This is a genomic window from Psychrobacter sp. CX10, from assembly GCF_057621575.2.
The window spans coordinates 1,352,538-1,378,767 of record NZ_CM177736.1 but is presented as its reverse complement, the minus strand read 5'-3'; the positions used below and the strand labels follow the sequence as shown (position 1 = coordinate 1,378,767).

At 37.7% G+C, this 26,230-nt stretch carries 23 protein-coding genes and 2 pseudogenes; 3 read left to right on the top strand and 22 right to left on the bottom strand.

Going from position 1 to position 26,230, the window contains the following annotated elements:
* Positions 1–123: 123 nt before the first annotated feature.
* Together AC21OH_RS05645 and AC21OH_RS05640 are read right to left on the bottom strand one after the other, a co-directional pair.
* Entirely contained in the window at positions 124–1,446 is a 1,323-nt protein-coding gene (locus AC21OH_RS05645) for a hypothetical protein (protein ID WP_487371632.1), read from the bottom strand.
* Between the two features lie 390 nt (positions 1,447–1,836).
* Positions 1,837–2,310, bottom strand: coding sequence for a hypothetical protein (locus AC21OH_RS05640; protein ID WP_487371631.1), 474 nt, complete (start codon positions 2,308–2,310; stop codon positions 1,837–1,839).
* A gap of 639 nt (positions 2,311–2,949) precedes the next feature.
* On the opposite strand from AC21OH_RS05640, the pseudogene AC21OH_RS05635 reads away from it, so the two are divergent.
* Positions 2,950–3,953, top strand: a pseudogene (locus AC21OH_RS05635) (IS110 family RNA-guided transposase).
* A gap of 301 nt (positions 3,954–4,254) precedes the next feature.
* Here the strand turns inward: AC21OH_RS05635 and AC21OH_RS05630 are convergent.
* The 20 genes from AC21OH_RS05630 to AC21OH_RS05535 form a co-directional block, all read right to left on the bottom strand.
* The gene (locus tag AC21OH_RS05630) at positions 4,255–4,557 is read right to left on the bottom strand and encodes an SH3 domain-containing protein (protein WP_487371718.1); all 303 of its coding nucleotides are present in this window, start codon (positions 4,555–4,557) and stop codon (positions 4,255–4,257) included.
* A 599-nt stretch (positions 4,558–5,156) separates the two neighbouring features.
* Positions 5,157–6,232 (bottom strand): IS3 family transposase gene (locus AC21OH_RS05625; RefSeq protein ID WP_491139564.1). Its coding sequence is split into 2 segments (ribosomal slippage): positions 5,157–5,977 and positions 5,977–6,232, totalling 1,077 coding nucleotides; the frame shifts between segments, so codons are not numbered across the junction.
* A gap of 66 nt (positions 6,233–6,298) precedes the next feature.
* A complete protein-coding gene (locus AC21OH_RS05620; protein ID WP_491140310.1) occupies positions 6,299–6,808 on the bottom strand; it encodes a hypothetical protein in 510 nt (169 codons plus the stop codon).
* Positions 6,809–7,406: 598 nt separating this feature from the next.
* Positions 7,407–8,141: a hypothetical protein gene (locus AC21OH_RS05615; RefSeq protein WP_487371544.1), complete on the bottom strand. Its 735-nt coding sequence runs from the start codon at positions 8,139–8,141 to the stop codon at positions 7,407–7,409.
* 18 nt (positions 8,142–8,159) lie between these two features.
* Positions 8,160–8,579 (bottom strand): hypothetical protein, encoded by a 420-nt coding sequence (locus tag AC21OH_RS05610; protein WP_487371543.1) that lies wholly within the window; start codon positions 8,577–8,579, stop codon positions 8,160–8,162.
* Positions 8,557–9,687: an N-acetylmuramoyl-L-alanine amidase gene (locus AC21OH_RS05605; protein WP_487371542.1), complete on the bottom strand. Its 1,131-nt coding sequence runs from the start codon at positions 9,685–9,687 to the stop codon at positions 8,557–8,559. The genes AC21OH_RS05610 and AC21OH_RS05605 overlap by 23 nt, the downstream gene beginning before the upstream one ends.
* A 176-nt stretch (positions 9,688–9,863) precedes the next feature.
* A complete protein-coding gene (locus AC21OH_RS05600) occupies positions 9,864–10,703 on the bottom strand; it encodes a hypothetical protein (protein WP_487371541.1) in 840 nt (279 codons plus the stop codon).
* A gap of 347 nt (positions 10,704–11,050) precedes the next feature.
* On the bottom strand, positions 11,051–11,869 hold the full coding sequence (locus tag AC21OH_RS05595) for a hypothetical protein (protein WP_487371540.1): 819 nt from the start codon (positions 11,867–11,869) through the stop codon (positions 11,051–11,053).
* A gap of 14 nt (positions 11,870–11,883) precedes the next feature.
* Positions 11,884–14,292 (bottom strand): hypothetical protein, encoded by a 2,409-nt coding sequence (locus tag AC21OH_RS05590; protein WP_487371539.1) that lies wholly within the window; start codon positions 14,290–14,292, stop codon positions 11,884–11,886.
* 20 nt (positions 14,293–14,312) lie between these two features.
* The gene (locus AC21OH_RS05585) at positions 14,313–14,873 is read right to left on the bottom strand and encodes a hypothetical protein (RefSeq protein WP_487371538.1); all 561 of its coding nucleotides are present in this window, start codon (positions 14,871–14,873) and stop codon (positions 14,313–14,315) included.
* Entirely contained in the window at positions 14,857–17,859 is a 3,003-nt protein-coding gene (locus AC21OH_RS05580) for a DUF2345 domain-containing protein (protein WP_491140306.1), read from the bottom strand. The genes AC21OH_RS05585 and AC21OH_RS05580 overlap by 17 nt, the downstream gene beginning before the upstream one ends.
* A 172-nt stretch (positions 17,860–18,031) precedes the next feature.
* Positions 18,032–18,274, bottom strand: a complete 243-nt coding sequence (locus AC21OH_RS05575; protein WP_487371715.1) for a hypothetical protein — start codon at positions 18,272–18,274, stop codon at positions 18,032–18,034.
* Between the two features lie 360 nt (positions 18,275–18,634).
* On the bottom strand, positions 18,635–19,009 hold the full coding sequence (locus AC21OH_RS05570; protein WP_491140293.1) for a hypothetical protein: 375 nt from the start codon (positions 19,007–19,009) through the stop codon (positions 18,635–18,637).
* A gap of 62 nt (positions 19,010–19,071) precedes the next feature.
* The gene (locus AC21OH_RS05565; RefSeq protein ID WP_491140303.1) at positions 19,072–20,826 is read right to left on the bottom strand and encodes a phospholipase effector Tle1 domain-containing protein; all 1,755 of its coding nucleotides are present in this window, start codon (positions 20,824–20,826) and stop codon (positions 19,072–19,074) included.
* 104 nt (positions 20,827–20,930) lie between these two features.
* The gene (locus tag AC21OH_RS05560; protein WP_491140301.1) at positions 20,931–21,236 is read right to left on the bottom strand and encodes a DUF2345 domain-containing protein; all 306 of its coding nucleotides are present in this window, start codon (positions 21,234–21,236) and stop codon (positions 20,931–20,933) included.
* 6 nt (positions 21,237–21,242) lie between these two features.
* On the bottom strand, positions 21,243–21,497 hold the full coding sequence (locus tag AC21OH_RS05555) for a hypothetical protein (protein WP_487371734.1): 255 nt from the start codon (positions 21,495–21,497) through the stop codon (positions 21,243–21,245).
* An 18-nt stretch (positions 21,498–21,515) separates the two neighbouring features.
* Positions 21,516–21,869 carry a type VI secretion system Vgr family protein gene (locus tag AC21OH_RS05550; RefSeq protein WP_491140299.1) on the bottom strand — a complete coding sequence of 118 codons (354 nt, stop codon included), beginning with the start codon at positions 21,867–21,869 and terminating at the stop codon, positions 21,516–21,518.
* Positions 21,870–22,077: 208 nt separating this feature from the next.
* Positions 22,078–22,314 (bottom strand): hypothetical protein, encoded by a 237-nt coding sequence (locus tag AC21OH_RS05545; RefSeq protein ID WP_487371546.1) that lies wholly within the window; start codon positions 22,312–22,314, stop codon positions 22,078–22,080.
* 357 nt (positions 22,315–22,671) lie between these two features.
* The gene (locus AC21OH_RS05540; RefSeq protein ID WP_491140413.1) at positions 22,672–22,881 is read right to left on the bottom strand and encodes a hypothetical protein; all 210 of its coding nucleotides are present in this window, start codon (positions 22,879–22,881) and stop codon (positions 22,672–22,674) included.
* Positions 22,882–22,911: 30 nt separating this feature from the next.
* A complete protein-coding gene (locus AC21OH_RS05535) occupies positions 22,912–23,100 on the bottom strand; it encodes a hypothetical protein (protein WP_487371547.1) in 189 nt (62 codons plus the stop codon).
* A gap of 673 nt (positions 23,101–23,773) precedes the next feature.
* Between AC21OH_RS05535 and AC21OH_RS05530 the strand changes: the two are divergent.
* A pseudogene (locus AC21OH_RS05530) lies at positions 23,774–24,760 on the top strand (SUMF1/EgtB/PvdO family nonheme iron enzyme).
* Between the two features lie 446 nt (positions 24,761–25,206).
* A complete protein-coding gene (locus AC21OH_RS05525; RefSeq protein ID WP_487371548.1) occupies positions 25,207–26,187 on the top strand; it encodes a formylglycine-generating enzyme family protein in 981 nt (326 codons plus the stop codon).
* Positions 26,188–26,230: the final 43 nt, after the last annotated feature.

The following is a 26,230-nucleotide window of genomic DNA, read 5'->3' as shown; positions in this document are numbered from 1 at the left end:
ACGAGGCGGTTTATATTTATACCCTAATCTCAACTCTTTTATTACTCATGATTTTAAAGGGCTTACCTTTATAAGCTTTTAATTCTCAAAAATATATAAAGAGCTGGGAGTGGGGTATCAATATTAATTAATAGGCTTTACGTCACGTTTATCAATCCAGCCGAATTTTGTGTTGTTTTTATAGCTTACTTTTATCCAATCTTCATTTTGGTCAAATGCTTCTATAACATCCCCGTTAATGTAATAATTGGTTGTATTTCTATATTCAAAACTTTCGGTTAGTATTTCTGATTTATTTGATGTAACGATATACTTAGTGGGTAATAAAGGACATTCATTAGCGAGAACAGTATCATTGCCTGAACTACTTATATTAGATATATAATCCGCCACTTGAGTTTCTTCATGATCAATACAATAATAATTATGTCCACTCGGTGAATGACCCTGGGTCGTGGTTTTAGATATATACCAATCATTATTCTTAAACGTAAAATAGTATCGATTTATTGGATAACCCTTGCTGGAGAAGTAAGTACCCAAAATGAAACCATTACGTTTTGGACGAGGTAAAATATCGTATAATAAGTAAACACCATCGCTGGTAAAGTTTGAAGTATCTAAACTAAGCTGGTATTTCTTATATTTATTTCCCAAATAGACAATAAGATGATCACCTTGAAATCTATTTTGATTATCGTTTATGTTAGTGATTATTTTATCTTCTATACCATCTTCATTAACATCAAAAGTATAAATCTTATATAAGCCGCTTTTATATATTTTATCTATCTGCGAGATACTGAACCCTTCTGAATCTAAAGAGTTTGTATATTGCGAGTTATTCTTTATTAAATCTTCTTCAATTAACGCTGTAGAAAAATCTTTATTGAGACTATTCTTTATAATTTTAAAATCACATCTGAGGTCTTGTTTATAAATGTTTGTTACCTTATTTCCCTTAACTTCGATTTTATTGAAATCAAAACATTGGTGTGATTTCATCTCAATGGTGTACTCATCTTCTATTTTGGTTTTTGAGTAAGGTGTTATAGAAAATGTAGGGAACTCTTCAGTGCTAGATGGATAGAATAAGAATCCATAATTATTATCACTGAATAAGTAAATTTTAGGTATAGCTGATTCAATATCTTCACTGTATATGTAATCAAAATAAATATCTTTATCACCGACTAACTTATTTTGGTAAGTGTATTCTAAATTCGCCTTATAATCATGAAGTTTAATTTTAAATGAATCATTTAAATCTATTATTTGATTTATATTATCGTATTTAGGTTTGATTTTTTGTTTATAAAGTACATTTATAGCTTTATCAATATCCTGTAAACCTGCTGAAGATTTATAATCTTTAATAGTAGTATACTCACATGATACAACCAAGAATGTATTAACAAGTACTAGGCTGATTAAAAATTTATTCATAACATTATTCCGTATTGATGCTCTATAATAATTCTTTCAGACTCTGATTTTGAGATCTTAAATTTTTAGTAGCCATATTTTAGAGCCAATATTATCCTTCTATATATTCAACGTAACTAATAGCAGTTGTCCATACATTCTTATTATTCAAGGTTTTTATAGTAGTTTTTAAATATATTTTATCAGCTTTAACAATGTAATCACGTTCAATTATTTTAATAGCTGTGGTTTATTAGATTTAACATGGTAGTAGCTTGAACGATTTCCAGCTCCAGCTTTTTCAGTAGATATTATTTCTTTTTTAACGTAGTTAAATTTTGGTACATTTCTACCTTCAATAGTCAGTTCAGAAAAGTTTGAATTAGATTTATACGTTCTATCATTCTTATCTTATATGTAAAAAGTATATGAAGGGCTACCATAAGCACCAAACAAACCCGATATGTGTGCAAAATCCGTATAACCATCAAAGTTAAAATCACCAAGTATAAACGAATACCTTTCGAACGCAGAGTATTCTTTAGTACGAGTATCTGCATATAGTCTTGTATTAATTTCTTCTAAAGAAGGTATAGCTGTAATGACATCAATAACTTGATAGGAATTAGGTGTAAACTTGTCTTTTATTAAAACGATTACAGACGTGAAACAATAATCCCAAGTATTAATGGCACAGGTTTTAGCATGGACTTCAAATAATTTTAAGTCACCAGAGTTGTTTAAAATATATTTTTCAAACGTTGTATTTGATTGAGCACTAACTTTATAGCTAAGCGTAACAAACATAAATAATATAGCTAATTTAAATATATTGTTTATAAATTTTATTATCTTAAAATCTTTGTACCTCTTAAATGTATCCATACCCATTTCCTATATAGTTAAATTATTAAGATTAACATCCACTGTCGCCTTCATCGTGATTATATTCGTCATCTTAAGTAGTTAACTCAAACCTATCATCTTCTCTAATTAAAATTCTATCCAATATAAACTCTACGTTATCAGCCTTATCTTCAAACACTTGAGCTGTTTGTCAATTTTCATTAAGAACACCTTCAAACTTAGGGTTTTTAATATGATTAATCAGTTTATAACTAACTCCTTGGTTTAGTTTGCAACATGTAGACCACGCATCGCACCTGCGGCAAGATAGTACTCACTGAGGGCAAGGTACGGGTGTGACACGATTGGGTCAGTAGCCAGTCGGGGCTGACGACATCATGCTGGTAGAAGTGTAGGGGGCCGTTTGAGTGTTGGTAGTGAATGGCTTGGAGGATGTGTAACTGTTGTAGCCAATCCCGCTTGTATGTTAAAAAAGCCATAGATAAGTTTTAACCTTAGCTATGGTAGCAGGTAGAGTGAGCTAGTGATCCCGCTATAGCCAAAGAGCTCGACTCAAAGATAAAGCCCTCTACCTGCATTTCTTTAGATTGAATGGTATCAAAGTGCCTTAGAAAATAAAACTAAGAGACACTGTATTCACAAGGGAAATGCAAAGAAATGACCTATCAAGTATACGTTGGAATTGACATATCCAAAGCTAAATTTGACGCAACATGGCTAAACAAAGAAGGTAAAAAGGTTAAAAACAAAGCCCACAGCAAAACCTTTACTAATGACGAAAAAGGCTTTGCAATCTTTACCAAATGGCTAGCTAAGCAAAGCACAAACAAGAAACCGGATGAATGTCTTATCATCATGGAAGCCACAGGCATATACTATGAGAACCTAGCCTATGATCTACACAGTAAAGGCTACACAGTAGCCGTTATTAATCCGGCATATGCCAAACAATTTGCAGGTGCCATCGGCAGTCATCACAAAACCGACAAACAAGACGCGTACGTACTCGCGCAATACGCCTATACAAGGCACCCTAAAGCATGGCAGCCAGAACCTGAGCACGTGAGAAAGCTCAAGTATCTGCTAGACCGTTTAGACACGCTCAAGGCTGATAAAAAGCGAGAAAGCAACCGTCTAGAAAAAGTTGAATCTAGAAAAAGCTATGACAACGATATCGCCCAATCTATAAAACAAGTGATAGACACTTATAACGAACAAATAGATATCATCCAAGCCAAAATAGATAAACACATAGATAATCATCCTGACTTAAAGTCAGGCTATGACAACCTAGTTAGCATTCCAAGCATAGGTAAGACAGTCGCACCGAATGTATTGTCGCTACTCCTATCTAAGGACTTTAAGGATGCTTCGCAATGTGCCTCATTTGTTGGATTAACCCCTATACATATACAGTCAGGAATCTTTAAAAGAGAAGCCGTATTAGTAAAAAAGGGGATGGCAACCTACGATCGAAGTTGTTTATGTGTGCTTTATCTGCAATTAGTTGCAATCCTGATGTTAAGCAACTATATGAGCGACTGCTGAAGAGAGGAAAATGCAAAAAAGTGGCTTTGATTGCAGGTATGAGAAAGTTATTACAGATTTGCTATGGTGTGATAAAGCACCAAAGCAAATACAAACCTCAAGTTGCTATTTGATAGTAATTTGAGTTGACATATAAGATGGTATCTTTTCGCTACTATCTGTCCGGCTAGGCGAAGCGGGCGCTATGGTTTACGCTGTTCCTGCTGTCTCGATACCAGCGTAAAACTAACCGCCCGCAATTCGCCAAGCCAGTCAGTATATCCGCTGCAATCGTGGCTAAACCGCATCACAAGTTAACCACTGTATATAAATAAAAGATATGAATAAAGTCGCTATATGAGAGCTGTTAGATTGTGATTTTAGGTGTTTTTGTTTATGGAGTGATTACCATTATCGAATCTACGTGATATTATATTAGGGCGTAGTTTGAGGATATTGATATAAATTAATAGGCTTTAAATTTCGTTTATCAATCCAACCAAATTTAGTCTTAATTTTATAACTGACTTTTACCCAGTCTTCGTTCTGGTCAAGGGCTTCTACAGTATCGCCTTTGATAAAATAGTGGGGTGGGTTTCTATTTTCAAAGTCTTCTGTTAGTACCTCAGCTTTATCTAAGGTGACTATGTATGTACTTGGTAAAGTAGGGCATAATTCTATTTTTTTACTATCTGGATAGTCTATAACACTTCCATATCTAAAATAATTTGGATCCAAAATGAAACGGTTAATCTCTTCATTACAATAAAAATCAACACCTGTATTAGTAGTAGATTCTAAGATATAATTAGTAATTGCCCATTTATTGTTTATTTTTCTAAAATAAAAATAAACATTCCCATCACCACTATTAAAATAATTACGAATTATAAATCCGTTGTTGTTATTTCTAGGTAAAATTTTACTCAGAGAAACAACTCCATCAGATGTAAAGTTTGAAAACTCTAAATCATTGTAATATGTATCGTTATCGGCATTAATGTATACTTTTAAATTTTTCTCATTATCAATATCGTTCCTATAAGATTTAAGTGTAATAACTTTATCCTCTAAACCATCTGCATTTAGATCAAAACTGTTAATACTATAATCGTTATCTGAATAGAGGCTTTTTAGCTTGTTAGATGAAATGTATTTACTATTATCATTAGTTTTGTTTGATGAAATATTTTGTTCTCCAAACAGATTTATCTCACATACTTCATTTTCTTTATTTCCAACTTTAATTATATTAAAATCTGAGTTAACTATAATTTTATCAAAATCAAAACATTTTGTAAATACCCCATCTTTAACACAACATCATCGTAGAATCGTTAAGCCACCTGTCTGTACTGGGCAGGTGTCATATCATCAAGTGAATCATGGGGTCTTTGGGTGTTATAAACCTCAATCCAATCTTCAGTCAGTTGATTGACCTCGTTTAAATTGTTGAAAAGGTAACAATCTAAAACCTCATTGCGATAACTGCGATTAAACCGTTCAATATAAGCATTCTGATAAGGACAACCAGGTTCGATATAGTCAATGTAAATACCGTGAGCCGATGCCCAATCAGTGAATACGTGTGAGGTAAACTCACTACCATTATCCACACGAATTTGCTTAGGGTAACCATGCCACTCGGCTAGCTGATCAAGGTAGCGAATCACTCGAAGTGAGGGGATGCTGGTACCAATATCAATGCCTAATACTTCACGGTTATAATCATCAATCACATTAAAGGTTCGAAAGCGAATATTGTTATGTAGCTTATTGCTCATAAAGTCCATAGACCAAGTATGCCCAAATGCACTTGGCACACTTAGCGGCTGAGGATTGCGTGCTGGCAGTCGCCTTTTAGTCTTACGGCGTAGGTTTAAGTTTAACGCTTTGTAAACACGATGTACGCGCTTGTGATTCCATGAATAGCCAAGTGCTCGCATACGCTTAAAGCACTTTGGAAAACCCCAGCGATTATGCTTGTCAGTAAGCTCATTTAAGACATCAATAATCTCACTGTCATCAGATAGTTTAGGCTTGTAGTAATAAGCAGTTCGACTCATGCAGACCACCTGACAGCTAACCACAATACTAACACCATACTGCGCCTGCAGTTCTTGTGCCCAGACTTTACGTTCAAGGACAGGCGCTATAGCTTTTTTATGATTTCTTCCTGCATTTGTGATTTGAGGCTTAAATCAGCATACATCTGTTTAAGCCTACGGTTTTCTTCTTCTAGTTCTTTTAGTCGCTTGACGTCAGAGGCTTCCATACCTCCGTATTTAGACTTCCACTTGTAGTAGGTTGAACTAGCAATACCGTATTTACGGCACAGCTCTTTGGCAGGTATTCCAGCTTCTGCTTCTTTTAAAATTGATACTATTTGGGTTTCAGTCATTCGTTTGCTCATGTTAAAACTCCTTATGGGTATTTTATAAGAAATTCTACGTTTGAGCTGTGTTATTTTAGGGGATAGTTACAATTTATATTCTAAAACTTCAACCATGTAAATGTTTATGACTCCACTTTCATCTATAGGGATAATCAAATGGGATGGATATTCTTCAACGTAAGTGGGTAGTAATAAAACTTGTAAACTATCGTCACCATTTGTAAATAAACTAATTTTTCTATGATCGTCTTTTGAGTTAGTATTAAAATCTGAATCATAATCTATTTCGATATTATTATTTACATACTTATTATCAATAACAATATTTAAAAATGATTTGTTGTCAAAAGTATTTAAAATATATTTTTTATTTTTATATCTTAAAGAAACTTTGTTTGAATCTTTATTGTAATAAATGTTTGGGTTAACATCCATAAGAGTGATATCAGCATTATTAGATTTTAGAGATATTAAATCTCTATCACTTTTTTGTTTTAATCGATTATTATTAATTTCATTTGCTTCTATATCTAAATCATTTGTGCAGGATGTTATAACAAGAATCAGCGATAAAAGTAAAAGATTTTTTGTCAATTTTAGGGACCTTTAAAATATTGGCTTTAATGAATGTAAAATTTGTATGTAATAATTATCTATCAAAATTTATTTAATTTTAATAAAATCTATATAAATTTAATTTTAATATATTTGTTAAATATTGAATCTAATTTTGTATCAAAGAGTTAAAAGTAGTGTAATGTTGAATATCCACATATTTAGAACTTCAAAAAATATGGTTTTCAATAACTATGATTATTAGGATTTCCAGTAATCTCAATGATAATAGATATTAGTGTCAGCCAGCATGGGGTAGTGGTAATGGATTGCGATGTCACTTGCTTCACGCGCTATCTCAAGATGACTACAGCAGCCTATGTTACCGTTTAGTATAGTATATCCGCTGCAATCGTGTCTGAAAGGCTTAGCCATAGAGCGAAAATTAAATATTTAATAAAATAATCATGTAATGGAAGTTAGTTTTTACTTTTAGGTGTTATTTTTTGAGGTGGTAACTCTTTTTAACAGTCATAGATCAAAGCCTTAATTCTCTTTAAAAGCGTTGACACAGGATTATCTACTCTTAATTAACGAAAAATGAACTTTAGATTCTAGTTTGTTAATTGTGATAGAGTTAATTGATTTTATAGAAGTAGATGCTCTCTCCTGCAAGACATTCATAATAGAAGTGGTAGCCGACAGCCATGTTACCCTGTTCGTACAAATCATATGATATATTATCATACTCCTTCATGTAGCTGTCACATTCTAATTTGTAGTCATCATTAAGCGCTATAAATCTTATAGACTCGTGTGTAGGTATCGTATTACCCTGAATGGGATTACCAATCTCTATTAACCCTGTTTTATTAGAAATCGTTGCTAGTTTCTTATCTATATCATCGTTGTCATACCTTCCCATATAATCTGTACCCATGATCTGTTCAATTGATTCAACTTTATAAGATAGTTGTGAATGCTTAGATTCTAGTAGTTTAGCCCAAACGCCGACGTCTCTAGACTCTTCATCCACGAACTTTAAACTATATAGATATTTATCATTATCATTCACTGTCAAGTAATACTGACTATCATTTGAATCCTGATCTCTTGATAGAAAAAACTTTCCATCTTTTTCTAAAGGTTTGAAAAATTGGCATGAATTGTCTTTTGTGCAAATCTTGTATGAGAAGTAAATACCTTCTGGAATAATGTTTGATTTATTTTGTTTTTTAACTTGTTTATTTTGTATTTTAGAGGTTGAGGTGATAGTACTCTGCTCAGGAAAAATAGTATTCTCTATCTGAGTACCACTATCGCTACAAGCTTGTATACTAAACAGAATCATCAATGATACAAGTTTCTTCATTATGTAGTCCTTTTATATTTACTCCTGTTCTACAAAGGGAAAAGGAAAAAATTTATTGCATTTTTTATCATAGCAACCAAAACTATACTCAGTTTCTTTACCACATTTTGTAATACCATAAGCACCAGCATTCAAATGAACATTACATAACTTACCGTCTATCTCAATACCTTCAAAAGATAGTTCACAAGTGGTTATAGAATTTCTAGCATATATGAAGTCATATGGGTGCTTCTCTATTAGAGATTTTATATCTTTTAAATCTTGAGTTGATAATGACCAACTTATTCCTTCATTAGGGATATCATTTTCTATAGATGTATCTTCATCTACACAAATTGTTGAATAGTTGTTAGTCTGATTATCATACTTGCATGCATTTAAATATAACCCTAATGTCATAATAATGACGATTTTATAGGTAATCTTTGATTGCATTGTATACAGTCCTCCCTTCGCCTTCAGTTTTAGCTGCAACATCTTCATGTACTTCAATAGCTGATTTAGCTAAGTCAAAATGAGTTAGTAAATACTTTGTAAGACATGCAACACTTTGGGTCTGATCGGTAGTTAGGTTTTCCCATCTGACCACCGGCCGATCCTTAGTACCCATTGTTGTCTTGCCATCTGCGGCTAAAGGCATTCCAACTACCTCAATACCTACTGAATAAGGATTAGCGTTACCAGCGTGTATAGTAAGTTTCTTTAGGTTTGCAGTTTGATAAATTTTACCATCTTTATCTACTACAAAATGAGTGCCATAAGGTTTTGCACCTCTGTTAAAAGAATTAAATGTTGCTTGAGCTGAACTATTAACAGTTCTATGTAGAATAATATTTTTAATTTTCTGGCTATAATCTCGTCTTTCTAATTTTGGAGTATGATGTTTGATAATACGTGAATGTTTTAAAAAACCAGATTCCATTGGTAATTTTTTATTTTGAAGGCAAAAACAGTTATCTATATTAGATGGACAATCAATGATTTCAGATTCAGGTTTTTCTATAACACTTTTAGTTTCACAGCTTCCAAACTCTTTATGATTCTCACCATTTGTAAGATGATAATTCACTGACTGTGCAATTTCAGATTTCATTACTCTACCATCATTATTTTTATCCATGTTGTTTCTTGAAAATTTATCTACACGCAAACCCTTAATATATGCTGACTCATTAGGAAGATCCAATAAATCATTACTTTTGGCAAAAACAACATGTTCAGGTTTCATACTAGAAACAGGAAATATAACCTTTAGATAAAGATCTATGAACTCAATATTCTTGCCTCTTAAAGATTCAAAATAATCTTTAACAATATCAAGATATTCAACTGTTGACATATCTGCGAGCTGTTTAATTCGTTGTAGGTTTTTGCCATTTACATTGACTGTTTCCATTATGGGCTCTTGACCAGTTAGTCCTCTATAAGTATCAGGCATTATTTGAAGGAGTCCGGTAGCTCCAGAGTTTTTCTTATTGGCAGTTCCTGTTTTAAACTCTTCTCCAGTTTCCCATGAAAATATAGCCATCAAATTATTAGCCATATTCAGATAATTCTCAGGCCAAAGATCTTGACATATTTCAATTACTTTCTTTCTAAACTCACAGCTTACTTTTGCTCCCCAAATCAAATCATAGGTTTTACAAACACAGTCGCCATCGGTTGTTAAAATAGACTTAGGATACCTATCTGCACAGTAATCATCAGTGCTTTTTACATTTATCGTGTAAATACCCCTTTATCATCTATAGTCGGAGTGGCGGCATTAGCGCGATCTTTAGTATTTACCGTCCACTGCATGCCTATCTTGTTGGGCGTGTCATCAAAGAGTAGGGTAGTCTCAGACTCGCTATCGAGCCCAAACTGACTGATGCCTGATACCCATCCAGCATGGGTGTCATCGTCACCGATTTGTGATAATCCTAAAGCGCCGCCATGCCAACGCGGGGAGGCGCCGCCATTTAAGTTGTAGCGATGAGGTTTACCACCTGACTGATAGGTAACATCTTTGTCATCAGTATCCCCCATGCCCATACCTTCATATAAGCTTCGCAGGATAACAGGACTGTCTATGTCGCCATACCAGTGCGTGAGTAATACCGCTTGACCTAGTCTTGGTGCAAATTGCCAACCGTGCGTGGCTCCTGAGGAGAGCTGCAAAGATCGTAGGGGCGGGGTGATGCCATCATCATTGTCACTGATACCTGCATATACGGGGGTGGTGACCACTTTATGCAGACCTGACTCGGTGATTGTAGAGTCGTAGCTGTTTGAGTCTGCTTGACCGGTATGAGCTTGCGTGAGTCCTGAGTAAGTGTGCGAGGCAAAAGATAATTCACTTGGGTAGGGCGTGTACGAAATTGAGGTGTCAAGTAGGGTTGCGTTGACCCAGACGCCTGTATCAAAAGCCACTTCGCTGCCTTGCATCGGCACACCGTGTGAGTCTAACCACGTTATGATCTGTTGTTTATGATGATACGCGGTACTGTTACTCGCAGGTTCTATGCCAATTATGGTTGAGTCAAAGCAGTAAGGGGATAAAGAATGAATAGTGGGCAAGCGGGTGAGTGATTTGAATGCTGGTAGTGAATGGCTTAGATGATGTTTTATTATTGTAGCTATTCACGCTTTACGCTGCTATCTGTCCGCCAGCATAGAGCAGTGGTAATGGCTTGCGATGTCACTTGCTTCGCGTGCTAACTCAATATGACTACAGCAGCCTATGTTAACTTACAGTATATCCGCTGCAATCGTGGCTAAAAAGCTTAGCCAAAAAGCGAAAATTAAATATTATAATCATATTCAAAACCTTACCGCTATCAATCTCATATAACGAAATTATAGGTATTTATATTTAATAAATAATCTTAAACTTATACTCATTTAATTTTATATTGCTTAATTATCTAATCCACACGCTCATAGTTCAAACCCAAATCGGTAACATTTAATTTATACTTAAAACCGAATTGTTCTTTGAAACTATCAATATCTTCTTTAGTGGCTTGACTATTCTGGCAAGAATAAGAACGAGTTAGTGTCCAATCTTTATTAATAATAAAATTCATCATACAAACATCGTCTATAGGGATATTTTCTTGTCCAAGAGTATTGAAATCGATATCTGCAAACTCATTTGGGTCTATGCCTAGTTTGATTAATTCGCTGTCCTGGAAGTCATAATTTACAAGTCCTAGAGGATAAATACCTAAAGTATAAAGACTACCTTCTTCATTGTGTTTTTTTACTTTTGTAATGTGAAATGACTGATTTGGATACATATCTTCGTACTGGTCGTTGCTAAAACTAATCAGAAACGTTTCTTCATCATCGTAGGGTATGAGACCAAGCAATATTTGTTTGTAATAGTCTTGAGATTTTGGGTATTTTGTATCGCCTTCAACATCTAACATACCATTATTAAACTTTTTTATATCTAGGAAGTCTTGATTTGAAATAGGTAATTTTAAACAAGGAACTTCTGCAAGCTCTTTAATTTGCCAATCTGGTATAGTATTATGACATCCTGATGCTTTGTTATCTGAAACTTCGACTATACCATTGTCACTTGAATCAACTTTAATAGCGTCTTTATTATTAATCTTTGCAGTATCATTCGCATTGATCTTAATAGCATCGTTAGTATCGATTTTAGCAGTGCTTTCATTACTCACATTACATGCCGATAACGTAATACAAAACAAAGGTAATAATAAGTATTTCATTATAAATGTCCTATTTAAATATCTTCCAGAATACCACGAGATTTTAAACTAGCTGCTGAACCTTGATTACCTAAGTGTAGATGATCGTGGTGGCCTTTCCAGTAGGTTGTTCCTTTCAATGCGGGAACACCACTTGTAGCTGAAGTACCTGTATAAAATGTTTGAAATCCGTAGGTTTTAAATATTTTTACCCACCTCTCATTTTCTAGTTTATCAAAAGTCTTATAACTCGTATGTACAGCACCCTTTCTATGAGCATTATTTTTTCCTAAGTACCGAAAATCTCCTGCACGTCCATTGTAATGAGATGAACTTCCTTTAGACTCAGCTTTGACATTACTCCAACCAGTACCCTCATATTCTTGATATCCCATTTTCATTAACGTACCAAGTGTACCAGCCATAGTTAAACCATTTAAGTAATATCTTTCCCTAAGGTTTTTACCTATGTATGCAGGAATGTGCCATTTATATCCTAACTTTTTATCAGAGCTGATATAGCTGTCATGTTTTCTTTCGTCTACCAAATAAATATTACCTCCATTTGGAATGTTTCCAGCTTTAAGACTGGGAGTACGAATGTATTTCGACTTACCCAAATTATGCTTACCCCCATTTTCATCATAGTAGATGAACTCTGCATACCCAGTAGCATTTGCGTTCTGCCTTTTAATTTTACCATTATAATAAATATGATATCTTGTCGTATCACTTGTAGGCTGTGATGTGACGACGCTAGTAACAGGATTACCATTAGTTTGCGTATTAGACTCTACTTTCTGTATTGCAACAGGTTCACTCTCTATTTTAGATGGCTTACTATTCTTCGTATCTGAATTCGTATTGGAAGTGGATCTGTCATTAGAGTTAAACCCTAATGTGCCGCGCATAATATTAATTCTAAGTGCAGTGGCTTTGGCTGATGCATTAATTTTTATAGGCTGTTCATCAATACCTTTTAAGCATCTTAATTTAAGAAGCTCTATACCGTTAGTTTGTCCAAATCCATAAACGAAGCCTACTAACATATTTAGATTGAAAAAACCTTGAGAATTGGTTTTTTTAATAATCTGACGACCCCTATAAAAAATCATAAAATATGTATTTTTAACAACATATCTGTCTTCATCAATAACTTTTAGTTTAAAGGATTCTACGGGTAATGGAACTTTAATCGTTTTGCCTTCATGATTGCTACTGACTATAAAGTCTCCTACTGCTTGCAATTTGTCCTTACCAGCAACACATATTTCAATATCTTCTCCTTCAGTTGCAGTTATATCAGACTCTATGCCTTGATTATTAGTGCGATGCTCTTTTGAATTGCCCTTATATATCAAGTAATAGCGCATATTGGTAATAGGCTTTTTAGTATCAGCTTCAATAATTGATAGGTTAAAAGTGACATCTTTAGCCTCTTTACTAGCCGATTGTGTTAGTGGTTTATTTTTTAATTCATTACGTTGATCCTGTGGTGATTTTTCTGGTAAGGGGCGCGGTTGTGGGTTACCTGGTTTATCTAGCCTACCTCTAACCTTAATACTACCTGTTATGTCAATAACATAATCTTGGGTTCTACTGGCTTCTTGGACGATGGTTTTTGATTTACCATTGATGGTAACTTTAATGACCGCACCAGGGTGACGAACGATTACAGGGATTTTTCCTTCACCATTGGTAGTATAGGAGTTCTGAATTTTACCTATTTGAGAGTAGTATTTACCTTCTTTGTATTCTGACTCAATATTTACTATAACACCTGATACAGGCTCACCGTTTTCTACAACTTTTACATATATTTTACGGTTACAACAAGACTCCATATCGTAGTAGTTTAGCAAATCCATATAATCTTGTACGCTAGTATTATTATCATCCTTTATATTTGTCTTTCCATTAGATAAAGCATATTTCTTTAATGATCCAAAACCGACTAAATGAGAAGCAGCAATACAACCAGATTCTGTTAATTCAACCCCGTTCATTTTTTTACCATAAAACTCATTGATATTATCGTTTCTTATATAGCCACAGTTTCTATTAACAAGAATATTAATAGCGGTTAACTGATGACGTCTCCCTCTAAGATAATCAGCTTTAGAATTTACTCCGTCTTTACCAGTCCAACTGCCAACCCAATCATTATTCGTAATTGCTAATTGAAATTGACTGTTTTTCTTAGTACTATATGGATAAGGTACAGTGAAAAAACCAGCATCGTAAAGTGCAGCTTCACCAGTTTGAAAATATCCTATATAACCTCTATTACCTGGCTGGTTATGAACCTTTTGACGTTCAATATTGATTGGGCTGTTATCAGGCTGATTCAAATCAGAACTAGTTTCTCTACTTGACAATGCATAGAAAAAACCTTGACGATCAGATGGATAAGTAACTCTATTTACTGGCTTTACAAAGCTCATTATATCCCCACTTGTTATTCTTAATAACTTTGTTTGTCTATATACTGATTAATAATAAATTTTCCTTTTAGAAAACTATCTATATCTCCTAAATACTGACGTTTACCTTCTGAGATATGTTGAAGAGGATCGCTACGTGTTACTGTTACCAAAACGCGTTCATTTTTCATTGTATCGTATATATAAAAAACATGTAATGGACTGTTTCTATCATACAACTCATATATTATTACATTATCAAAGCCTGATGTTCTTACTTTAGTACAGTAATAAGGACTCATTAGCCAGCGAATCTTGTCCCACCCCATTCCGTAATAAGCTAGATCGTCTTCAAGGTTTTGCCAAGTAAAGCCAAAGTTATTTGGATCACATTTCTCCTCAGAATCATGAATGGTATTGAATTCAAGTTTTACCTTTTGATTTGTTTCCAAGTCACTTTGGTTCTTTTGTATAATAATAGATTTTGCTGGAGACTTTAAAGTTTCTGGCAAAGGTTTTGCACTCACGCAGCTTATAGAGCTGTTAGCTAATATTAAGGGCAGAAGTATCGTTTTAAACAAATCATTAATTACCAAATTCATGGTAGTCATCCTCTAGATTATCATCTATATTGATTTCAAAATCAGATTCATCCACATTGTTGTCCTCTTCCTCAAGAGCACAGCATTCTTCGTTCTCATGGTCCTGATTACTATTGTTAATCTCATTTTCCATCATTAGTAATTCTTCAGCATCCTCATGACCAATGATAATAACTTCAATCTCATCTTGTTCTGTGCCAAATAGTCTAGGCGTTCTGCCATCTTCAGGTATTACATCGTAAAATTCAGTACCTTTGGTAAGATTTACAACTTTATATTTTCTACCTGCTTTTAAAAGACCTGCATCTAGTAGTTGGCTAAAGTCAAAACGACGACTAAACATTCCCGAAGTCGGCAAAGCTATAACAGGAGCAAATACTTTACCCCCGCTCACCAATCCCTTCTTCACCGCCTGAATCTTAATCGTCCCTGGGCACACAAGCTTAACTCCGCTCTCATCAATCGTTAACGACGCCCCGCCACTCGTTTGCAGTTTAATCCGAGTCGGGGAGCTCACATGCACCTCACCCGATGCGCTACCTATCGTCATCCCAAGCTGTGAATGTAGCTGCAGCTCGCCGCCCTGCGCCTGTATCGCAAGCGGCTTAGTATTTGCACTGATATGAAAGCCCGACTTAGCCGCATTACCACCAGCGCCAGCTAAGCTACTTAAACTATCCGCATGCAGCTTATAATGGCCAGCCACCATATCCGACTGTGTCAGTGCTGACTGACGCACCACCTGTTTGGCCGTAAACAACGTATGACCACTTGATGCCAAAACACTATCGCGGCTAACAAGCATCACATCAGATGCGCCTAGCGACTCAGCACCCAAGCCCTCATCCAATACCTGAGCGGACTCCTTAAATGCCTTCACCTGGGCATCTACCTCTTGACGAGCTTGCAGATGCGCCTGCTTTGCCTCATCAAACACCTCCGTTAGCTCAAAGCCTAACTCTAACTGACGCACACCGGCATCATTCACCCAAGCAGATTCATGCGTGCTTTGAGAATGACGAATATCAAAGGTGGACAAAAGCGTGCCTGAGGCTCCAGTGATTTGCACCCCCTCATCACTGGCCAAGCGAAAACCATCGCCAGTAGAAGTGGATTGATGATTCGCAAAGCGGTGACGCAGTACCCCAAGCTCAAGCATATGCTCGCTTGGACTAAATACCCCTTTATCACCTATAGTCGGAGTGGCGGCATTAGCGCGATCTTTAGTATTTACCGTCCACTGCATGCCTATCTTGTTGGGCGTGTCATCAAAGAGTAGGGTAGTCTCAGACTCGCTATCGAGCCCAAACTGACTGATGCCTGACACCCATCCAGCATGGGTGTCATCGTCACCGATTTGTGATAATCCTAAAGCGCCGCCATGCCAACGCGGGGAGGCGCCGCCATTTAGGTTATAGCGATGAGGTTTACCACCTGATTGATAGGTAACATCTTTGTCATCAATATCCCCCATGCCCATACCTTCATATAAGCTACGCAGGATAACAGGACTGTCTATGTCGCCATACCAGTGCGTGAGTAATACCGCTTGACCTAGTCTTGGTGCAAATTGCCAACCGTGCGTGGCACCTGAGGAGAGCTGCAAAGATCGAAGGGGCGGGGTGATGCCATCATCATTGTCACTGATGCCTGCATATACGGGGGTAGTGACCACTTTATGCAGACCTGACTCGGTGATTGTAGAGTCGTAGCTGTTTGAGTCTGCTTGACCGGTATGAGCTTGCGTGAGTCCTGAGTAGGTGTGCGCGGCAAAAGATAATTCACTTGGGTAGGGCGTGTACGGGATTGAGGTGTCAAGTAGGGTTGCGTTGACCCAGACGCCTGTATCAAAAGCCACTTCGCTGCCTTGCATCGGCACACCGTGTGAGTCTAACCACGTTATGATCTGTTGTTTATGATGATACGCGGTACTGTTACTCGCAGGTTCTATGCCCACGATTTGGGCACCAATACAATAACTGCTTAACATATCAATGGAGGGCAGCTCATTAATAGTTACTTGAGCGCCTAGATACAAGCCGCGCATAGAGCCTGTGGCTTTATAGTATTCACGGTGGCAGGCATTGGCTTTAACCCATAAATTGGCATGCTTTAATGCTGCATCATCACTGTCTATTCTAGAAGGTGAACCGATTAATACTGCGCTTTTATCACTGCATAATAAAGACTCATCAAAAGCTGTGCCCTCATAGATAGTATCAAAGGCTAAGCCATCACTGCGTACAGTGACTTCATTTGCGCCAAGCTTTTTATTCATAGGCTGCAGCTGCTGCACAGTATCATGACCTGACTGCACCGAAGCTTGAGCATAGGTGTAGTCCACATCCGGAACATCAAACTGTGTTAGCTGCGGTAAGTCTGATATTAAGCACCATATGCCAATGGTATCTATACTGATGCTATTGCTATCAACAGTGTCCGCACTAACCCAGACGCTATATACACCAATATCAGCCAATAGGTTGTTTATAAATTCTTTGTCACTAATGTTAATTTGAGTACGCAGGGGGAGGGTGCGAGTAAACTGCTCTAATTGCATTAAATCATCAGAGACTTCCCATTTAAAGTCATATGACTTAAGTATGCTGGTAATAATGTCTAAGGTAGACTGTTCTACAAAGGTTCGGGTATGTGTGGTTTGACTTAATAGCCAATCTGGTGAGACGACTTGTATCTCATAAAAGTGTAAGGCGCCATCAGAGTATAGATAGTTAAAAGATTTTATTAGGCCAGTACGTGAGGTTACGTTGCGGGATATATTGAGGGTGGTTAAACAAAGTGAGCTGCCTAGTAGTGCGTCGCAATCGTTTGGTAATAATAGCTCGGTAGTATAAGCTAATATATGAGCAGTATTAGAGGTATTGATTAAGGTTTGCCATGTGAAACTAAGAGGGAGGAGGGCATGTGGAGAGACAGCGGTGGATTGTACGATCAACTGGTGTAAACGGTCAGTTTGCAGGGGCATTAGATATATCTCTAAGTATGATTTTAAACTATGATTTAAAAAAAGCTAAATTATTATAGACAATAAATAGGTATATAGGTAGTATGCATTTATTATAATTAAGAATCTAAGGTGTGGTTAGCGAATTAACTTAAAAATCTTTGGGTAAATAGGCTTTAGTACCGTCACCAACTTAATATAAAGTGCATTTAGAAAGGTTATGTTTAATCCAAAAAGTATTGGCTAAGCTTTTTGGAATGATATCGAACACAGGTCGCCCAGTTACTGGGTTAATATCAGTTCTACATTCCCATAATGAGCTGCCTTGATCATTTTTTAAAGCATCAATTTGTCCGCCAAAAATCTGTCCAGTAGGCGGACATGCGGTTAGACCTAAGAGGCTGGTGGTAAGTAATGAAGCTTTAATCGCTTGCATGATAATGTCCTTATTGTTTGATTAACCTGAGAGGCCTGTTATTCTTATGGCTTATTTGTCTTGAGGTACTAGCGGCACCCCCGTACTGCAGTCAAATTCCTTGTACCAACTGGCAGGTTGTGCTTTCGCCAATATTTACGAATTTGTGGTGTGGTTAGCGAATTACCTTCACAATCTTTGGGTGGTATTATATCTCTAGGAAGATATAGGTTGTTCATTTAACCGAAATTTCGTGGTTAGATGTGAGGTTGTCCTTTCACTATGTAATGAGCAATATGCTTGCTAAGTATCATTAAAATTTTAATATAGCTGATTTAAAATTGTGGGCTACACTCCAGATAAGATTAAATATTTAATAATTTATTGCAAGCTACTTAATGGAACAGGAGTAACGGTGCCATTATTGCAAGTAAACCTCATATTCCCATTATTCAATTTATGCTTTGCTCTAAATCCTTCAACACCACCAGGCTGTTTTGCAATAAGGTTGCCTTGACAATCAGTCACTTTATAAGGTAAGTAAGCTTTGCCATCTTTACACACAAATCGAAACGTCCCTTTAGGTAAATTGTTGTATTGCCAAAATCTATCAGCTTCTGAAAATGGTTCATGCCTGAGACTTAAATTATCTCCTCTACAATCTCCTACCATACTTCCTTGCTCATTCGATAGGTATTCTGTTCCTCCTGATAGATAGCTACTATTCCAGTTTTGCAAATCATTGCAAGCTGTCACTCCTATTAAGCAAACACTTATTATCATAGTATTAATAATTTTCATAAAGTGGTTCATTTTAATTAACCTTGAATGACAATGCGGTAAAATCGATTTTCCTTATTATCTACATTAGGTACACAAACATATGGAAAGCCACTATTACTGGCACTTATATGTAAATAATGGTTTTTGATAATTAAATCAGTAATGTAAAGTTGTTGCGGGTTTCCATCGCCTCTATGCATGGTACTTTTAGCCATATACGCTGTTTTACCGTCTAAGGCTAATGTTTGAGTCTTCAGCTCATTAAAATTTGAGGATAACTCAGCGGGTACGGCATACATTTTTAGCTCTTTAGGTAGATAATAGTCGGCGTAATATTTCTTGATAAATTCAAGCATGAGATGTGCAGGTATTTTTGGATAGTCTGGCGAGACTTGTTTTCTATCCGCAATGAGTTGGTTTTTATCACCTGTACAGCGAATAAATAATTCAGTCTCAGCCTCTGCCACGGGTGTTAATCCAGCGGCTTCTTGTTCAGCCTGCTGTTTTTTGACTTTACAGGTATTAAGCTCACACGTTGCTCCAATACATTCATATTCGGCTTTACCAGTATTGTCCGCCCAGCCTTCTGCTTTTAAGGCTTGTAACATAATGTCAAAGTCTGCATACTTTTGCCCACTAAAGGCTTTACTTTGATGTTCAAGAACTTTAAACGTTACGATTTTACCAAACCAATTCATCTCAGTGTTTTTGTCAGGATCAGGGTCGATGTCTCTATAGTAAGTAGGTTCAGACCTTCTTTCTCTAGACGATCCAAACTTAGGAAGCTCATGACGGTTTTTGGTTAGAACAACCTGTTCTTCATCATTACGACCTATGACTTCCCATTTACCAGTTTCCTTGTCATACTCACCTAGAGTACTCAGGCCATCACCAATATCCGTATGACAACCAGGAATAGAGAACTCTAATCCAACCCCTGAACGCACGGACTGACCAATATTGGTTAAATTAAACTTCTGACGAAACTCATCTCCAGCGACAATATGCACGACCTTAGTATGGTCTGCAATTGTAAAGTTTAGCTCTTGACCTTCCTCTTTTACATCGTCATCGTGATTGGTGCCGATAGAGGAAACCGTATCAAATAACCCTACATAGTTAAAGTTGATATTTGGATAGTCTTTTAGATCAATGAATCTTTTAACCTCTGGCTTACGTCTATCAGTAAAAATTCGTTTACAGAACATTCGAGCAGTCGCTGAACCGCGGCTAAAGCCATAGACATTAAATACAAGTTGGGCAGGTTTACCAGCCTGTTCAGCCTCATAAACATTTAAAGACGTCTGTACTTGCTCTAGTATACGCTTAAGTTTATCTTTAGCACCTGTATCACCCATGCCAACACACGATCCATACGCATTATCAGCGTGATACTTCCAACCCGGTACTGGAGCGGTAGTATTTTTAGATTTAGTTCTGGTTTCGATGCCTGAGCCGTCAGTATATAAGTTTTTAACATGGGGTTTGTCATTATCTGCAGTTCTATGTAATTGATCAACCACGGTTGGCGCTCGTGCAAAGCTGAGAGACGAGCCAAACGTAGACTTCGGATTGTATCTTTCATGCATTCTATCCGATAGGCTTTTTGCTTGTTTTGGTGCAATTTCGTTATATAGGTTTGAGTTATCTTTACTATTCCACGTCCCATCAAAAAAAATATTAAAGGTTAAAATGCGTACCGTAACCTCTACAGACGAGTTCTCTGTTGGGTTGGTTAAGTCGTCTTCACCATTTAAGGGCTTGTCATGTTTTGTGTTGTCAGCGCTCATTATTGCTCCTCCTCAACACCGCCACTAACACTACGCATATCTGGATGAATCTTAAGCTTGATCTTGTTAGCTCTACTAAAAATACGATCCGTTTGACCCTTTTCCTAAGCGCGACCATATAAGACCTTACTATTCTCATCAACTATCTTATAGCGAAATCCAGGTACAGGATCGCCATATTGATAACGTATGATAAACATCTCATCATGAGGGTCTTGATAATCCAGTATACCTTCTTTATCAAAAGCCCCAGCAACCAACCCCTTCTTCACCGCCTGAATCTTAATCGCTCCTGGGCACACAAGCTTAACCCCGCTCTCATCAATGGTTAACGACGCCCCGCCGCTAGTTTGCAGTTTAATACGAGTCGGTGAGCTCACATGCACCTCACCTGATGCGCTATCTATCATCAACCCTTACTGAGAGTGTAGCTGCAGCTCACCACATTGCGCCTGTAACGCAAGCGGCTTAGTAATGGCACTCACATGAAAGCCTGACTTAGCTGCTTGACCAGATACTCCTGAAAGCGAGCTTAACGAATCACCAAGTAGCTGATAACTACCGCCCACCATATCCGACTGAGTTAACCCAGACTGTCTCACCATACTCTTAGCCGTAAACAGAGTGTTTTGGCTTGATGCCAGTAGACTGTCTTTGCTCAACAACATCACATCTTCAGCGCATATCACCTACGTGTTTAATTCTCTATCTATGATCTGTACTGACTGCTCAAACGCCTCAATCTGTTTATCTACATCTTGCCCGCTCTGCAAATGACCTTGCTTTGCCTCACTATAACTATCAGACAAGCTATAGCCTATATCCAGTTGACGAGCGCCCGCGCCATTTACCCAAGCCGACTCATGACGGCTTTGAGAATGGCGTATACCAAATGTCGATAACAAAACACCGCCATCCCCTGACAGCTGTAAGCCTTTATCACTTACCACCTCAAACCCAGCACCACGAATACTAGACTGATGATTACCAAAGCGGTGACGCAATACACCAAGCTCTATTACATGTTCTCTTGGGGAGAACACACCCTTATCACATGATGTCGGTGTACTGGCATTGGCTTTATCCTGCGTATTGACAGACCACTGAAGCCCAAGTTTATTTGGCTTATCATCAAACAGCAGATAGGTTTTAAAATCACTATCAAGCCCAAACTGACTGATACCTGAAATCCATCCACTGTGTGCATCATCCTCATTGATCAGCGGATACCGATTGACGCATCAAACACGCTTAGATTGAAGAATGATTATGATAAGAGACACTGTCACTTGTAGGCTCTATGCCAACTAAGGTTGAGGCAATACAGTAAGCGGATAAGACGTGAATAGTGGGCATGCGGGTGATATCTACTACGTTTGTAACATACAGTCCACGCATCGCTCCTACGACAGGATAGTACTTACGGCATGTCAAATTTGCAGCGGCCCACTGTTTAGCAACGGCGGCTGAGACATCATCACTGTCCACACGAGAGGGCGCGGCAATAAGACAGGTGGTGTCATCAATCGCTTAAGAAGAGTCATCAAAGGCTGATCCCTCATAGACGACATCCGCCTCAAAGCCATCACTACGTACTAAAACGTGCTGACTACCCAGTTGTTTGCTAACCGGTTGAAGCTGACTTATTGAGTCTTGTACTGACTGTACTGAAGCTTGGGCGTAGCAGTAATAACAGGTATCGCCTAAGCGGTCATGTGGAGTGAGCAGCTGCCAGTAAACTAGCTTGTCGCTAGAGTCATCTGGTACCCATAGGGAGTTGATGCCGGTGTCGGCAAGTTGGTTTGTGATAAAGTCCCAGTCACTGACGTTAGCTTGGGTAAGCAGTCAAATCGGCTGATTAAAGAGGGGATGCTCAAGTAGGGCACCTGTCGGTTGCCAATCGAAGTCATAATCGGTCAGGATAGCGGTTATGATATTTAAGGGCGACTGGTTGATAAAGGTACGGGTGTGATACGATTGGGTCAGTAGCCAGTCGGGGCTGACGACATCAAGCTGATAGAAGTGTAGGGGCCCGTTTGAGTGTTGGTAGTGAATGGCTTGGATGATACCAGTACGGGTGTTGGGCTAACGCTGGGCATCTAAGGTGGTAAGATATAGGCTGTTGCCCAGTTGCGATTGACGTTCATAAGTGGTTAGCACGTAGGTGCTATAGACAAGGATATGAGCGTGATGCGGCTGGTTAATGGTAGATTGCCAGATAAAGGCTAGAGTATATAGCTCAGTTTGAGGTAGGTAGAAGGCATAAAACGACATTTCTTTTAAGCATAACATTTAATGAATTTAAGTTTAGTCACTTGTACATCATAATGGGCAGAAGTGTAGCGTGAAGTATAAAGAAGCGAAACCCAATTGCTTCGGTTATTTAACGCCTCATTTTGTTTTGAGATGGAAAATATTTAAGTTTGGCTAATTATAATGTGATTGATAAAGACCAATGGTCTACACAGATTAATTATTTTTTGTAGGAAGCCGACTAATTGGAGTCTTAAAAATTAGAATTACTTCAAGTGATTCGGCGTTCGCAAGGATTGAGTTTTGAGTAGCTATTCACGCTTTTCGCTACTATCTGTCCGTCAACATTAGGGCAGTGGTAATGTCTTGCGATGTCACTTGCTTCGCGTGCCATATCAAGCCTGACCACAGCAGCCTATGTTGCCGTACAGTATATCCGCTGCAATCGTGGCTAAAACACTTCTATAACGGGGTATGCCACATAGTCAAACTTTTGTATGAAGCTTTAATCCAATCAAGATAAAAGTAGTATTCTACGTATCTTTCGGTTAGGGAAATCTAAAAGTTACGTGCAACGCTTCTACGCATGTTATCTATAGTTGCCTAATATAATAAGAGTTTAACTACATGTCTAAGGCGTGCTTATATCTACTCAAAGTCAACTTGTATATTAATTGCTATTTTATTTAAGGCTATGTTTATGAAAAAAACTGACTTATTAATGTTATTTATTTTGAATACACTGTGCCTAACAGCCTGTGCAGCAGAGCCAACACCTAAAACTGATGCAAACGGCATTCCGCAAACCCGAGACAATCTTACTGATGCAGAACAGCAGCAAATGGATCAGTTTTTAGCCAAGCAAAAGGCAAATATGCGCTTTGTAGAGGGTGGTAGCTTTGAAATGGGAGACTTCGGTCATAAGCTAGACTGGACAGAGGGGTTGCCATTGACGGGAGATGCAGATAATAAGCCATTACATAAAGTCACGCTTGATAGCTTTAGTATGAATGCTTATAAAGCGACTTATGGTGACTTTGATACCTATACCATGGCGACTGGCTAAGATAAAGTCAGTATGCAGCGTATTGGTATAAAAATACGTCAATCCGATGCGGCAGCAGGTATCAATTGGCAAACTGCCCAGCAGTATTGTCAATGGCTGGGTCAACAGCTTGATGTACCGATGGATTTGCCAACCGAAGCCCAGTGGGAGTATGCGGCGCGTAACCGAGGGCAGTACATTCTATTTCCAACTGATACAGGAGTAATAGACCCAGGTCGTAATATGTGGACCTATGCGCAAAAAAAAGCGTACAGCGATAAATATGATACGGTTTTAGCAGTACCCATTGTGGGATTATATCCACCCAATCCATTGGGGTTGTATGATATGGTGAATCAAAACTATGAATGGATGCTAGACTGGTATGATGCTGAATATTATGCCAACAGTCCTGAACATAACCCGAAAGGCCCAAAGACGGGCACAGAAAAAGTGTTACGCAGTGTACCAGCTGGAGAAGGCTCAGCAGGTAACCAACAAGCCGTTGGAGAAGTTAATGTGGGGCGTTTTCAAAAACTACCTGATCCACCTTTGATTTCTGATGATCCTGACTCAAACCAAAACTATAATACCTCTGCCCGTTGTGTCGCAAACAGTAAAGTGCCATTGAATTAAACATTTGATTTGATCTTATGTAGTAGGAGCTTAATTTTAACTTGTAGAACAATAAACTTATTAAGCTGAAGATGCTAGTTTACATGGCTATTGGCTCAGGTAAAAAGTTACATAGTAATCTTTTAGGTTGGGTAACTATCATCCGTATCTTCACCAATATTTTTCTGAGCCATTAATGTATTATCTTGTGCTACTGTTAAATCTAGTTCACTTGCAAAAACAGCTGAATCATATTGTTCTGGATTTGCGGCTGCATAAAAGGTAGGACTAGCGTAATTATGAGATTAAAATAATTAAAACGAATAGTTAGGTCTAGTGAAATCTATTTTGAAAAGAATTCGTTGTAATTTAATAACAATCAGCAAAATATGATTAGCAAAGTTTACCCTCAAAACCTATAATATTTATAATACGTTAATTAAATAAGACTTAAAAGGTCCCACCCTATGAATGTCGCTATCACCTCCTTAATACTGTCCATGAGTACACTGTGCCTAACCGCTTGCGCCGCTGAGCCAACACCTAAAACCGATGCAAACGGCATTCCGCAAACCCGAGACAATCTTAATGATGCAGAACAACAGCAGCTTAATACGTTTTTGGCCAAGCAAAAAGCAAACATGCGCTTTGTAGAAGGTGGTAGCTTTGAGATGGGGGACTTTGGTCATAAGCTAGACTGGACAGAAGGGTTGCCTTTATTAGGATATGCAGATAATAAGCCATTACATAAAGTTACGCTTGATAGCTTTAGTATGAATGCTTATAAAGCGACTTATGGTGACTTTGATACCTATACCATGGCGACTGGCCAAGATAAAGTCAGTATGCAACCTATTAGCATAGGAATACGTCAACCCGATGCGGCAGCAGGTATCAATTGGCAAACTGCCCAGCAGTATTGTCAGTGGCTGGGTCAACAGCATGATGTACCGATGGATTTGCCAACCGAAGCCCAGTGGGAATATGCGGCGCGTAACCGAGGGCAGTACGTACTATTTCCAACTGATACAGGAGTGATAGACCCAGGACGTAATATGTGGACGTATGCGCAAAAAAGAGCGTACAGCCGAAAATACGACCCTGTTCTTACTGTACCTATTGTCGGTTTATACCCACCCAATCCATTAGGGCTGTATGATATGGTGAATCAAAACTACGAATGGATGCTAGACTGGTATGATGCTGAATATTATGCCAACAGTCCTGAACATAATCCGCAAGGTCCAAAGACGGGTACTGAAAAGGTATTACGTGGTGTGGATGCCAATGAAGGCTCAGCTAATAATGTCAATGCAGGAGGTCCAGTCACTGTTAGGCGCTTTCAAAGACTACCTGATCCACCTTTGATTTCTGATGATCCTGACTTAAACCAAAATAGAGCAACCTCTGCCCGTTGTGTCGCAAACAGTAAAGTGCCATTGAATTAAATATTTGAATTTTATCTTATTTGTAGGAGCTTAATTTTAACTT